Origin of the sequence: Mycobacterium sp. UM_CSW, assembly GCF_000455205.1 — a bacterium.
In the GTDB taxonomy this organism is placed as follows: Bacteria; Actinomycetota; Actinomycetes; order Mycobacteriales; family Mycobacteriaceae; genus Mycobacterium.
In genome coordinates this window covers 39,217-52,118 of sequence record NZ_AUWQ01000013.1, presented here as the reverse complement: position 1 = coordinate 52,118, position 12,902 = coordinate 39,217, and the positions used below count along the sequence as shown (strand labels likewise).

Here is a 12,902-nt window from a genome sequence, read left to right as displayed (position 1 = left end):
ACCGTTATCCGGGTGAGCCAGTCCGACCCCGTCCTGTACAGCGTCGACGCCCGCGTCGCGCTCATCACCGTCAATGACCCCGATCGGCGCAACGCCTTCACCGACGAGATGTCGGCGCTCCTGCGCGAGGCTGTGGAGCGGGCCGAGGCCGATGCCGACGTGCACGCCGTCGTGGTCACCGGCGCAGGCAAGGCGTTTTGCGCCGGCGCCGACCTCAGCGCCCTGGGCGCCGCCGGTGCGGGTGCGGCGGAATCGGGGCTGCGGCGCATCTACGACGGCTTCATGGCCGTGGGCAACTGCCGGTTGCCCACAATCGCCGCCGTCAACGGGGCGGCCGTCGGCGCGGGCCTGAACCTGGCCTTGGCCGCCGACGTGCGCATCGCGGGGCCGGGCGCGTTGTTCGACGCCCGTTTCCAAAAGCTCGGCCTCCACCCCGGAGGGGGCGCGACCTGGATGCTGCAACGCGCGGTGGGTCCCCAGGTCGCGCGCGCTGCCCTGTTGTTCGGGATGCGCTTCGACGCCGAATCCGCTGTGCGGCACGGATTGGCGCTCAGTGTCGCCGACGATCCCGTCGCCGCTGCGCTGGAGCTGGCCGCGGGTCCCGCGGCGGCTCCCCGTGACGTGGTGCTGGCGACCAAGGCGACCATGCGCGCCACGATCAACCCGGGATCGGTGGACACCGAGCAGCACGACCTCGCCATGCGCACGGAGCTCGGCCCGCAGGCGGGCTCCATCCAATCGCCGGAATTCGCAAGCAGATTGGCCGCGGCGCGGCGCCGTTAGCCGCCTACCACGTCCCGCGGACGTGCGACATGCCGAGGGGCATCGCAGTCAGTTAAGTTTCGGGTTGAGCACTAGCCGGTGGGATCCCCCGCGCAATGGGTGTGGTCCTTCAAAACCGTCCCGCCGGCGGAGTTCGCCACAGCGGCCGCCTCCGCGTCCTCACGTGTGGCACCCCAGCCGCCGAAGTATCTGGTGTGCGCCGGGGGCATGGCGATCGCCACGCACCCGCCCGGCCCGCTGGCCAACAGGCGACAGTCGCTGATCGTATTGCGACATGCCGACATCACCGTCTTCTCCGCGTCGGATTGGCTGCTTCCCCCAGTGGTGAACTTGATCTTCCCCGTGGAGTCCGAGATCGCCATGGCGATCCACGGGTCGTCGGCATGAGCGAGCGGCGTCGCTGCGAATGCCATGCCGATGGCAATCGCGGCCGCTGCTGGTGTCTTCATGGCGCTCCCCGCCCCTTTTCCGTTGCGCTGCGCCGCAGTGGCGCAGGTAAACGCGAGGAGACGATTCTCCCTCGTCGCCGCTTCCGGCGCGACACCAGCCAGGCAACCACCGCGCTGACCTGCGCATTTGTCGCCGCCAGTCGGCTTTCAAATCGCGGTGACGCGCAACCTGTGATACACCATCAAAAGCGCCCGACGCGCGTGATCGGGTGCAGACGGGAGCGAGAGCATGGCAATCGCACGGGGGTTGGTAGCAACCGCTATGTTCGCCGGTTGTGTCGTCGGCGCGGCCGGTACCGCGTGGGCCGACACACCGACGATGGACGGCAGTTACACCTTGACCGCGACCACGCCTTCCGGCGGAACCCTGACCACCAGTTGGACCGTCAACTCCTGTGGCGACGGATGCATCTGGATAAAAGCTGGGGCCGGCGGCAGCCAGGCTCGGTTGGTCGACGGCCAATGGGTGCTCGACACGCTCAACAACATCAGTTGCGCGGACGGTTCTTACACCCAGTACGGATCGAATTCGCACATGACGTGGGATCCCAACACCCTCACCGGAACGGCCCAACAAACCTACGTCCTGCCCGCCTGCGGCCGACCCGCGGGATACACGGAAACCGACAAGATAGAAATCAAGCAGACGCCGGCGTCCTCCTGACGCCTACAGGTCCAGCAGGGCGGTCTCGGGCGACTCGATCAGATCCCTGAGTGCGCAGATAAATTGCGCCACCTGGGCCCCGTCCGCGATGCGGTGATCGAACACGCATGTCAAGCTCATCGTCGACCGGACAACAACCTCATCCCCCACCACCACCGGTCGTGGCCTGATTGCTCCCATGCCCAGGATCGCCGCCTCCGGATGGTTGATCACCGGCACGCCGTCGTCCACGCCCAGCGCTCCGAAGTTCGACACGGTGAACGTCGAGCCGAGCAACTCCGCGGGTGTCAGGCTGCCCTCCCGCGCGCCGGCGATCAATTCGGCTGTCCTGCTGGCCAGTTCGCGGGTCGTCTTGTTCTGCGCGTCGGTGATCACCGGGACCAGCAGCCCCCGCTCGGTGGCCACGCCGAACCCCAGATGCACGGCTCGATGGACCTGCACCTGCGGGCCTTCGGGCGAGTCGACCCAGGTCGAGTTGAGAATCAGGTTGCGGCCCAGGGCGATAACGAGAAGCCGCAGCGTCAGCACGAACGGCGTGATCTCCGGGTGAGCGGGGCGACAACGGTCGCGCAGCCGCAACAGCGCGCTGCAGTCAACGTCGACGCTGACCGTGGCGGCCGGGATTTCCTTGTGGGACAACGCCATCTTCTCGGCCATCCGGGCCTGCACGCCGCGGACCGGCCGAATGTCTCGCCCCGTCCCGCGGGCGGCCGCCAGCACATCAGCGCGGGTGATGACCTCACCCGGATCGCGCCGGATCGACGCGAGGTCGACCGCGAGTTCCTTGGCCAGCTTGCGCGCGGGTGGGGCGACGAGCGGCCGGGCGGCCCGTCGGCTCGCGTCGACGGCCGCGTCGGCGCCGTAGCCGACCAGCGTGGGCGCCGCGGCCTGTCCGTTGCTGGCGGCGGGCGCGGTGTCGATGCGGACCAGCACCGCGCCGACCTTGAGCACATCGCCCTCGGCCCCATTGGTCTCGACGATTCGCCCGGCGTACGGGCTCGGGATTTCCACCTCGGCCTTGGCGGTCTCCACCGAACACAAGACCTGGTTCAGCTCGACCTCGTCGCCGGCAGCGACGTACCAGCACGACACCGTCACCTCTTCCAGCCCCTCGCCGAGGTCGGGAACCCGGAACGGCTTGACGCGCTCGTCGGTGCTCACGGCAGGCTCAGCACGCGCTCGACGCAGTCCAGCAGCCGGTCGGGGCCGGGTAACCACAGCCTTTCCAACCGGGCCGGCGGATAGGGCGTGTCAAAACCACAGGCGCGCAGCACCGGTGCCTCCAGCTCGTAGAACATCTCCTCCTGGATGCGGGCGGCCAGGCCGGCCCCGTAGCCCAGGCTGCGCGGTCCTTCGTGCAACACCACGCAGCGCCCGGTCCGATGGATCGACGCAGCGATCGTGTCGAAGTCCAGCGGGACCAGTGACCGCAGATCGATGACCTCCAGGCTCCAATCACGTTGGCGCTGGGCGTCTTCCGCGGTGGCCACGGCGGTGCTCACCAGGCTGCCGTACGTTATGACGGTTACGTCCCGGCCCGGGCGCCGCACCATCGCCTGCCCGACCGGCGGTTCCGGCCGCCTCACGTCGACCAAGTCCCGGCCCTGGTAGCGCCGCTTCGGCTCCAGGTACATCACCGGGTCGGGGCAGGCGATCGCGTGGCGGAGCAGCCAATAGGCGTCGGCCGGGCTGGACGGCACCACCACCTTCAAGCCGGCGGTGTGCGCCCAGTAGGACTCGGTGGAGTCCGAATGATGTTCGGCCGCACCGATTCCGCCGAATGACGGGATCCGGACGGTGACGGGCATGTTGATCTCGCCACGGGTGCGGGTGCGGTACTTGGCCAGGTGGCTGACCACCTGATCGAAGGCTGGGTAGGAGAATCCGTCGAACTGGATCTCCGGCACCGGGACAAATCCGCGCAGCGCCAGTCCGACCGCGATGCCGATGATGGCCGACTCCGCCAGGGGCGTGTCGAAACACCGCTCCTCGCCGAAGGTTTCGGCGAGCCCTTCGGTCACCCGGAAGACCCCGCCTTCGACGGAGACGTCCTCGCCGAACACCAGGACGCGATCGTCGGCGACCATCGCGTCGTGCAGCGCGCGGTTCAGCGCCTGCACCATGGTCAGCTGTTGCGCTCCGGTTGCCGCATCAAGGGCAGGCAGGCGCGGAGGCTCGGCGAGCTGGGTCATTCGAGCCTCCCCAGTTCGGCCAGCAGCTGTTGGCGCTGCGTCTCCAGCCCGGGCGTGATCTCGGCGTACACCGTGGTGAACACCTCGTCGACGTCGAAGTCGGGTGCGTCGAACACCGCCTGGCGCAGTTCGGCCCGCATCCGCTTGCCACGCGCGACGACCCGATCCTCCAGGCGTTGCGACCACACGCCCTGGCCCTGTAAGTACGTGCGGTAGCGCGGGATCGGGTCCAGAGCCTCCCACCGGTCCACTTCGTCCTGGGTCCGGTACCGGCTCGGATCGTCGGCGGTGGTGTGCGGGCCGAGCCGGTAGGTGACCGCCTCGATCAACGTCGGGCCGCTACCGGCTCGCGCCCGGGCGGCCGCCTCGGCCGTCACCGCGTAGCACGCCAGGACGTCGTTGCCGTCCACCCGGATCCCGGGCATTCCGTAGCCAATTGCCTTGTGCGCGATGGAAGGTGCGGCCGTCTGCTTGGACACCGGAACCGAGATCGCCCACTGGTTGTTCTGCACGTAGAACACGCACGGCGTCGCGAAGACGGCAGCGAAGTTCAACGCCTCGTGCACGTCGCCCTCGCTGGTGGCGCCGTCGCCGAGGAAGGCCACCGTGACCGAATCCTCCCCCAGGCGTTGCGCGGCCATCGCCGCGCCGACGGCGTGCAGCGTCTGCGTGCCGATCGCGATGGACATTGGGGCGCAGCATTTCTTGGTGAAATCGAGGCCGCCATGCCACGTTCCCCGCCACGCCGCCCCCACGTGCCCGGGCGGGATGCCGCGCACCAGATACGCGCCGAGCTCACGGTATTGCGGAAACAGCCAGTCGGTCTTGCGCAGACACGCCGCGGCGCCGACCTGGGCGGCTTCCTGGCCGCGGCACGACGCGAACAGCGCCAGTTGCCCTTGGCGCTTCAGGTTGACGAACTCGGTGTCGAGCTCGCGGGTGACGATCATCATCTCGTAGAGCCAGCACAGCGTCTCCGGCGGAAGGTCGCGGCCGTAGCGGCGCTCGGCGGTCTGCGTGCCGTCGGCGGCGATGAGTTGGACCGGCTCGAGGTCGACGGTCATCGGCTTCTGCGCGAATTCCGTCATACCGCCTCCTTGGCGATCGCCAGCTACGCGAGAGCCTGCGCTCGCCGCGAGACTGGCTTATCCCCCATTATGCGCCCAAATACGAAGACACCTCGTTGATCACGGCTGAGGGGAAAACGTGTCGCGCTTTACTCCGATGCGGACTCGCCCGCCCGCCGCAGCAACGTCTCCGCGTGCTTGAGCACCGGCGAGTCGACCATCTGTCCCTCGAACGCGAACACGCCGCGCTCCGAGCGCGCTGCCGCCAGCACCCGTCGCGCCCAGTCCAGCTTCTCCTCGCTGGGGCGGTAGGCCTCCCGCACGACGGCGACCTGGCTGGGGTGGATGCAGACGGTCGCGTCGAAACCGACGGCGACGGCGTCGTCGGCCTCGGCCCGCAGGCCGTCGATGTCGCGGATGTCCAAATGGACGGCGTCGAGCGCGATCCGGCCGAAAGCGGACGCCGCGAGCAGGGCGGCCGACCGCACGTGCCGGGCGACGTCGCGATAGGTGCCGTCGGCCAGCCGGCTGGAGTTGCCGCCGGGGGTGGCGACCAGGTCCTCGGCACCCCACATCACGGCGGTGGTGCCCTCGGCCGCGGCGATCTCGGCGACGAACACCGCGCCGCGCGGCGTCTCGATCAGCGCGACCACCTGACGCGGCGCCAGCGCGGTCACCTGCGCGGCCGACTCGGTCTTGGAGAGCATGACCGTGGTGTAGGCGGTCTCGGCCAGGGCCTCCAGGTCGCGGGCGTACTCGTCGGTGCCGGCGGCGTTGATCCGCACCACGGTGCGCTCGGGGTTCAGCGGGGTTTCCCGTAGCGCCTTGCGGGCGGCGGGCTTGTCGGCTTCGGCCACGCCGTCCTCGAGGTCGAGGATCACGACGTCGGCCGCGGCGGCGGCCTTGGCGAAACGCTCGGGACGGTCGGCCGGGCAGAACAACCAGGCCGGCCCGGCGGCGCGCAGGTCCATCACGACTCCTCTGTGTCTGGCCGCTTTTGTACCAGAGTGGTCCGCACCGCCCGCGCCACGACGTCGCCGTGCTGGTTGCGGCCCGTGTGCTCGAGGGTGACGATGCCCTCGCCGGGCCGGCTCTTCGACTCGCGCTTGTCGGTGCACACGGTCTCGGCGTACAGGGTGTCGCCGTGGAAGACGGGCTTGGGGAACGACACCTCGGAGAAGCCGAGGTTGGCGACGATCGTGCCGAGCGTCAACTGCGCCACCGACAGCCCCACCAGCGTGGAGAGGGTGAACATCGAGTTCACCAGCCGCTCGCCGCGGAAGCCCGGCTGCTCGGCGGCCCACGCCGCGTCCAGGTGCAGCGACTGGGTGTTCATCGTCAGCGTGGTGAACAACACGTTGTCGGCCTCGGTGACGGTGCGGCCGGGCCGGTGCAGGTAGGTCGTGCCGACCTCGAACTCCTCAAACCACAAGCCCCGCTGGATGATCGACCGGGGTTCCGTCATGAGCGCCTCTCCTGCTCGTCGCTCCGTCCCCCTCGCTGCTGCGCGGCTGGGGGCACCCCCACTGCATCGTCGCCGGCGCGCGTCACGACAGCCCCAACGATCGCGCGATCAGCATCAGCTGCACTTCCGTAGTGCCTTCACCGATCTCGAGGATCTTGCTGTCGCGGTAGTGGCGCGCCACCGGATATTCGTTCATGAAGCCGTAGCCGCCGTGGATCTGGGTGGCGTCGCGGGCGTTGTCCATCGCGGCCTCGGAGGAGACCATTTTCGCGATCGCCGCCTCCTTCTTGAAGGGCTTGCCCGCCAACATCTTCGCGGCGGCCTCGTAATACGCCGTGCGGGCCACATGCGCGCGGGCTTCCATCCGGGCGATCTTGAAGCTGATCGCCTGGTACGAGCCGATCGGTTGGCCGAACGACTGGCGTTCCTTGGCGTACTTGACGCTTTCATCGACGCAGCCCTGCGCGACCCCGGTCGCCAGCGCGGCGATCGCGATGCGGCCCTCGTCCAGAATGGACAGGAAGTTCGCGTAGCCGGTCCCGCGGGCACCCAACAGGTTCTCCTCCGGGACGCGGGCGTCGGCGAAGCTCAGCGGGTGGGTGTCCGACGCGTTCCAGCCGACCTTGTTGTAGACCGGTTCGACGGTGAAACCCGGTGTGCCGCTGGGCACGATGATCGTCGAGATCTCCTTCTTGTCACCCGCGAGCGTTCCGGTGACCGCGGTGACGGTGACCAGCGACGTGATGTCGGTGCCGGAGTTGGTGATGAATTGCTTGCTGCCGTTGATCACCCACTCACCGTCGTCGAGCCGGGCGGTGGTGCGGGTGGCCCCCGCGTCGGAGCCGGCACCCGGCTCGGTCAGCCCGAAACCCGCCAGCGCCCGGCCGGCGGTCAGGTCCGGCAGCCATTTCTGCTTCTGCTCCTCGGTGCCGAACCGGTAGATCGGCATCGCGCCGAGCCCGACGCCGGCCTCCAGCGTGATGGCCACCGACTGGTCGACCTTGCCGAGTTCTTCTAGCGCGAGCGCCAGCGCGAAGTAGTCGCCGCCCATGCCGCCGTACTCCTCCGGGAAGGGCAGCCCGAACAGGCCCATCTCGGCCATTTTGGCGACGACCTCGTACGGGAAGCTGTGTTCCTCATCGTGTTTGGCCGACACCGGCGCGACCACGGTCCGCGCGAAGTCGGCGACGGTGTCGCGAAGGTCCTCGTATTCCTTGGGTAACGTTCCCCCGGAAATCGTAGTAATTGTTGTCGTCATGATCCGTCCTTAATTCGAGCCAGCACCTGGTCGACTTTCACCTGATCGCCGACCGACACCAGCAGCTCCGCTCGACCCGAAACCGGTGCGGGCAGAGAATGTTCCATCTTCATCGCCTCGACGACGACGATCACGTCGCCCTCGGAGACCTCGTCGCCGGAGCTGACCTGCACGGCGATCACGTTGCCGGGCATGGGGCTGACGACCTCGGCCGGCCGCTCGCCCGCCGCGCGGTGAATCTTGTGCTCCTCGGCCTCGCGCAGGTGCCAGGTTCCCCGCTCGTCGGCGATCCACAGGTGCCGGTCGGCCTCGGCCCACCAGTAGTCGCGGCGCCGGCCGCCCAGCGTCGCGCTCATCCGTGCGCCGTCGAGTTCCGCGCTGGCGGAGACGATCTCGCCCTCGCCGACCTGAACCCGGGCGGCCTCGGGCGTTCCCCACACCGACACCGTCTCGCTGCGCAGCGGGGTGCGCATCGCGGTGCGCACCGGCGCGGCGCCACCACCGACCCGCCATCCCGTCGGCACCGCCCACGGGTTGCCCCGGCCGCGGCGCGCCAGAACCCACTGGCGGTACAGCCCGCCTGCGGCGAGCACGTCGTCGGGCGCCGGCGCCGGCGCGAAGTCCGTCAGCCGCTCGTCGAGCAGCGCGGTGTCCAGATCACCGGCGCGCACCCGGTCGTCGGCCAGCAGGAAGCGGAGGAATTCGACGTTCGTCTGCACGCCGAGGATCACGGTTTGCCCCAGTGCCCGATCGAGTTTCGCGAGCGCCTCCTCGCGATCGTCGCCGTGCGCGATGACCTTGCTCAGCATCGGGTCGTAGTCGCTGCCGACCCGCGTGCCGGCCAGCAGCGACGAGTCCACCCGCACGCCGGCACCCGACGGTTCGGACACCGCGAGCACCTCGCCGCCGGTGGGCAGGAACCCGCGCGCGGGATCCTCGGCGTACACGCGGGCCTCGATCGCGTGCCCGCGCAGTTCGATGTCGTCCTGGGCGAACCCCAGCTTCTCGCCGGCGGCCACCCGCAGCTGCCACTCCACCAGGTCCAGGCCCGTGACCGCCTCGGTGACCGGATGCTCCACCTGCAGGCGGGTGTTCATCTCCATGAAGAAGAACTCGTCGGGACGCTCCGCGGAGACGATGAACTCCACCGTCCCGGCGCCGACGTAATCCACGCTGCGGGCGGTGTTGCAGGCCGCGGCGCCGATGCGCGCGCGTGTCGCGGGATCGAGCAGCGGCGAGGGCGCCTCCTCGATGACCTTCTGGTGGCGCCGTTGCAGGCTGCACTCGCGCTCGCCCAGATGAACCACGTTGCCGTGCGTGTCAGCGAGCACCTGCACCTCGATATGCCTGGGCCGCAACACAAACCGCTCCAGGAACAGCGTGTCGTCGCCGAACGAGGAGGCGGCCTCCCGTCGCGCACCCACCAGCGCCTCACGCAGCCGCGCGGGGCCCTCGACCAGCCGCATGCCCTTGCCACCGCCGCCGGCCGACGGCTTGATCAACACCGGATAGCCGATCTCGTCGGCGGCGGCGACGAGATCGTCATCGGTCAGGCCCGGCTTGGCCACCCCGGGCACCACCGGGACGTCGAAGGCGGCCACGGCGTTCTTCGCGGTGATCTTGTCGCCCATCACCTCGATCGCCCGAGGCGGCGGGCCCAGGAACACCACGCCGGCGCGCTCGCACGCCGCGGCGAAATGCGCGTTCTCCGAGAGGAACCCGTAGCCCGGGTGGATCGCCTGGGACCCGGTGCGCACCGCGGCGTCGACGACCTTGTCGATGTCCAGGTAGCTTTCCCGCGCCGCGGCGGGCCCGAGGCGCACGGCGGTGTCGGCCTCGAGCACGTGCCGCGCGGCGGCGTCGGGGTCGCTGTAGACGGCGACCGATCGGATGCCGAGCCGGCGCAGCGTGCGGATCACCCGCACCGCGATCTCGCCGCGGTTGGCCACTAATACGGTGTCGAACATCGCCTCACATCCGGAATACGCCGTAGGAGACCGGTTCCAGCGGCGCATGGGCGCACGCCGAAAGGGCAAGCCCGAGAACCGTTCTGGTGTCGGCCGGGTCGATGATGCCGTCGTCCCACAATCGCGCCGTCGAGTAGTAGGGGTTGCCCTGGTCCTCGTACTGCGCCCGGATGGGCGCCTTGAACGCCTCCTCGTCGTCGGCCGACCACGGTTTGCCCGCCGCGCTGAGCTGCTCGCCGCGTACGGTCGCCAGCACCGACGCGGCCTGCTCGCCGCCCATCACCGAGATGCGGGCGTTGGGCCACATCCACAGGAAGCGTGGTGAATACGCGCGTCCACACATCGAGTAGTTGCCTGCTCCGTAGGAGCCGCCGATGACGACGGTCAGCTTGGGCACCCGGGCGCAGGCCACGGCTGTGACCATCTTGGCGCCGTGCTTGGCGATGCCGCCGGCCTCGTAGTCGCGGCCGACCATGAACCCGGCGATGTTCTGCAGAAACAGCAGCGGAATCCTGCGCTTGTCGCACAGCTCGATGAAATGCGCGCCCTTCAAAGCCGATTCGCTGAACAGCACGCCGTTGTTGGCGACGATGCCCACGGGATGGCCCTGGATGCGCGCGAAGGCCGTCACCAGCGTCTTGCCGTAATTCGCCTTGAATTCGCTGAATTCGCTGCCGTCGACCAGGCGCACGATGACCTCGTGCACGTCGTAGGGCACGCGGGGATCCGGTGGCACCACGTCGTAGAGCTCCGTCTGCGGGTGCCTGGGCTCGACCGACGGTTGCACCTCCCACTGGGCGGGCTCGCGCGGCCCGAAGGTGGCCGCGATGGACCGGATGATCCGCAGCGCGTCCTCGTCGTCGTCGGCAAGGTGGTCGGTGACGCCGGAGACGCGCGAGTGCAGGTCGCCGCCGCCGAGTTCCTCGGCCGAGACGATCTCACCGGTGGCGGCTTTGACCAACGGCGGACCGCCGAGAAAGATGGTGCCCTGCTCACGCACGATGACGGCCTCGTCGCTCATCGCCGGCACATAGGCGCCGCCCGCCGTGCACGACCCCAACACCGCGGCCACTTGCGGAATCCCCTTGGCGCTCATGGTTGCCTGGTTGTAGAAGATCCGGCCGAAATGCTCGCGGTCGGGAAAGACCTCGTCCTGGCGCGGCAGAAACGCGCCGCCGGAGTCGACCAGGTAGATGCACGGCAGCCGATTCTGCAACGCGACTTCCTGCGCGCGCAGGTGCTTTTTGACCGTCATCGGGTAGTAGGTGCCGCCCTTGACGGTCGCGTCGTTGGCGACGATCACGCACTCGCGCTCGGATACCCGGCCGATCCCGGTGATGATCCCGGCTCCAGGGGACTCGTCGTCGTACATGCCGCCGGCCGCCAGCGGGGCCAGCTCCAAAAACGGGCTGCCGGGGTCGAGCAGGCGGTCCACCCGCTCGCGGGGCAGCAGCTTGCCGCGGCTGACGTGGCGTTCCCGCGCGCGTTCGTTGCCGCCCAGCGCGGCGGCGGCCAGCTTGGCGTTCAATTCGGCGACCAGCCGCCGGTGCTCGTCGGCGAACGACGGCGCGGTGGTGACGGCGGTGCTCATGTGGGCCTCCCGGTGGTCGCCGGTGTCAGGGGCGGTTCGGTTTTGGCGATCACCTCGTCGACCGAGACCTCGGGGGCGGTCTCGACGAGGTGCAGGCCGTCGTCGTGCACGTCGATGACGGCGAGGTCGGTGATGATGCGGTCGACGCAGCCGACGCCGGTCAGCGGAAGGGTGCACCGCTCAACGACTTTCGGGCTGCCGTCCTTGGCGGTGTGCTCCATCATCACGATCACCTTGCGGGCGCCGTGCACCAGGTCCATCGCGCCGCCCATGCCCTTGACCAGCTTTCCCGGAATCATCCAGTTGGCCAGGTCGCCGGTCGCCGAGACCTGCATGGCGCCGAGCACCGCGACGTCGAGGTGCCCGCCGCGGATGATCCCGAACGAGGTCGAGGAGCCGAAGAACGCCGCACCCGGCATCGTGGTGACCGTTTCCTTGCCCGCGTTGATCAGATCCGCGTCGACGTCGTCGGGCCTGGGATACGGCCCGACCCCGAGTATCCCGTTCTCCGAGTGGATGACGACCGTGACCCCGTCGGGGATGTGGTTCGGGATCAGAGTGGGCAGGCCGATGCCGAGGTTGACGTACTGGCCGTCCTCGAATTCGGCGGCCACCCGCGCGGCCAGGCCCTCCCTCGTCCAGCTCACGGGCGCACCGTGACCTTCTCGATCGGCTTGGCGGGATTGGGCACGTGGACGACCCGGTGCACGAAGACGCCCGGGGTGTGCACCGCGGCCGGGTCGATCTCCCCGGGCTCGACGAGGTGTTCGACCTCGGCGATGGTGATCCTGCCGGCCGTCGCGCAATCGGGATTGAAGTTGGCGGCGGCCGCCCGGTAGACGAGGTTGCCGTGCCGGTCGCCCTGCCACGCGTGCACCAAGGCGAAGTCGGTGCGGATCGCCCGCTCGAGAACGTAGGTGACGCCGTCGAACTCGCGAGTCTCCTTGGGCGGCGACATCACGGCCACCCCACCCGAAGCGTCGTAGCGCCACGGCAAGCCGCCGTCGGCGACCGGGGTGCCGACCCCTGCGGGCGTGTAGAAGGCCGGGATTCCCATCCCGCCGGCGCGCAGCCGCTCCGCCAGAGTGCCCTGCGGGGTGAGCTCGACCTCGAGCTCGCCGGCGAGGAACTGGCGGGCGAATTCCCTGTTGTCGCCGACGTAGGAGGCGACGGCCCGGCGAATTCGCTTGTGGTGCAACAGCGCTTCCAGGCCGACACCGTAACCGCCGCAATTGTTGGACACCGTCTCCAGGTCGCGCACGCCGGAGTCGACCAGCGCCGAGATCAGCGCCTCCGGGATGCCGCAGAACCCGAATCCGCCGACCGCCAAGGACGACCCGTCGGTTATGTCGGCCACGGCGTCGGCAGCCGCCGTAGGTGAGGTGACCACCTTGTCCATCGCCGCAGCAGCCTCCTGATTTCAGTTAATCCTCATTAACTGGCGTGAGAATACCATCGCCGAGCAC

13 protein-coding genes are annotated in these 12,902 nt (G+C 69.1%); 2 read left to right on the top strand and 11 right to left on the bottom strand.

Annotation, left to right across the window (positions count from 1 at the left end):
* The first annotated feature begins 12 nt into the window (after window positions 1-12).
* Window positions 13-783, top strand: a complete 771-nt coding sequence (locus tag N415_RS06005; protein ID WP_068178271.1) for an enoyl-CoA hydratase — start codon at window positions 13-15, stop codon at window positions 781-783.
* A 71-nt stretch (window positions 784-854) separates the two neighbouring features.
* Here the strand turns inward: N415_RS06005 and N415_RS30475 are convergent, their stop codons facing one another.
* Window positions 855-1,232: a DUF4189 domain-containing protein gene (locus N415_RS30475; protein WP_081665089.1), complete on the bottom strand. Its 378-nt coding sequence runs from the start codon at window positions 1,230-1,232 to the stop codon at window positions 855-857.
* 229 nt (window positions 1,233-1,461) lie between these two features.
* Between N415_RS30475 and N415_RS05995 the strand changes: the two genes are divergently transcribed.
* Window positions 1,462-1,896 (top strand): hypothetical protein, encoded by a 435-nt coding sequence (locus N415_RS05995; RefSeq protein ID WP_152531259.1) that lies wholly within the window; start codon window positions 1,462-1,464, stop codon window positions 1,894-1,896.
* 3 nt (window positions 1,897-1,899) lie between these two features.
* On the opposite strand, the gene N415_RS05990 is transcribed toward N415_RS05995, so the two are convergent.
* The 10 genes from N415_RS05990 to N415_RS05945 form a co-directional block, all read right to left on the bottom strand.
* A complete protein-coding gene (locus N415_RS05990; protein WP_068178262.1) occupies window positions 1,900-3,057 on the bottom strand; it encodes a dihydrolipoamide acetyltransferase family protein in 1,158 nt (385 codons plus the stop codon).
* On the bottom strand, window positions 3,054-4,088 hold the full coding sequence (bkdB, locus tag N415_RS05985) for a 3-methyl-2-oxobutanoate dehydrogenase subunit beta (protein ID WP_068178260.1): 1,035 nt from the start codon (window positions 4,086-4,088) through the stop codon (window positions 3,054-3,056). The genes N415_RS05990 and bkdB overlap by 4 nt, the downstream gene beginning before the upstream one ends.
* Window positions 4,085-5,176: a pyruvate dehydrogenase (acetyl-transferring) E1 component subunit alpha gene (gene pdhA / locus N415_RS05980; protein ID WP_068178257.1), complete on the bottom strand. Its 1,092-nt coding sequence runs from the start codon at window positions 5,174-5,176 to the stop codon at window positions 4,085-4,087. The genes bkdB and pdhA overlap by 4 nt, the downstream gene beginning before the upstream one ends.
* Before the next feature lie 128 nt (window positions 5,177-5,304).
* Window positions 5,305-6,126, bottom strand: a complete 822-nt coding sequence (locus N415_RS05975; protein WP_068178254.1) for a CoA ester lyase — start codon at window positions 6,124-6,126, stop codon at window positions 5,305-5,307.
* A complete protein-coding gene (locus N415_RS05970) occupies window positions 6,126-6,620 on the bottom strand; it encodes a MaoC family dehydratase (protein ID WP_068103962.1) in 495 nt (164 codons plus the stop codon). Before N415_RS05970 ends, N415_RS05975 begins: the two co-directional genes overlap by 1 nt.
* Before the next feature lie 82 nt (window positions 6,621-6,702).
* Window positions 6,703-7,878, bottom strand: a complete 1,176-nt coding sequence (locus tag N415_RS05965) for an acyl-CoA dehydrogenase family protein (protein ID WP_068178251.1) — start codon at window positions 7,876-7,878, stop codon at window positions 6,703-6,705.
* Entirely contained in the window at window positions 7,875-9,845 is a 1,971-nt protein-coding gene (locus N415_RS05960; protein ID WP_068178248.1) for an acetyl/propionyl/methylcrotonyl-CoA carboxylase subunit alpha, read from the bottom strand. Before N415_RS05960 ends, N415_RS05965 begins: the two co-directional genes overlap by 4 nt.
* Window positions 9,846-9,849: 4 nt before the next feature.
* Window positions 9,850-11,436: a carboxyl transferase domain-containing protein gene (locus N415_RS05955; protein WP_068178244.1), complete on the bottom strand. Its 1,587-nt coding sequence runs from the start codon at window positions 11,434-11,436 to the stop codon at window positions 9,850-9,852.
* Window positions 11,433-12,083, bottom strand: coding sequence for a CoA transferase subunit B (locus tag N415_RS05950; protein WP_068178241.1), 651 nt, complete (start codon window positions 12,081-12,083; stop codon window positions 11,433-11,435). Before N415_RS05950 ends, N415_RS05955 begins: the two co-directional genes overlap by 4 nt.
* A complete protein-coding gene (locus N415_RS05945; protein ID WP_068178240.1) occupies window positions 12,080-12,835 on the bottom strand; it encodes a CoA transferase subunit A in 756 nt (251 codons plus the stop codon). The genes N415_RS05950 and N415_RS05945 overlap by 4 nt, the downstream gene beginning before the upstream one ends.
* Between the last annotated feature and the right edge of the window lie 67 nt (window positions 12,836-12,902).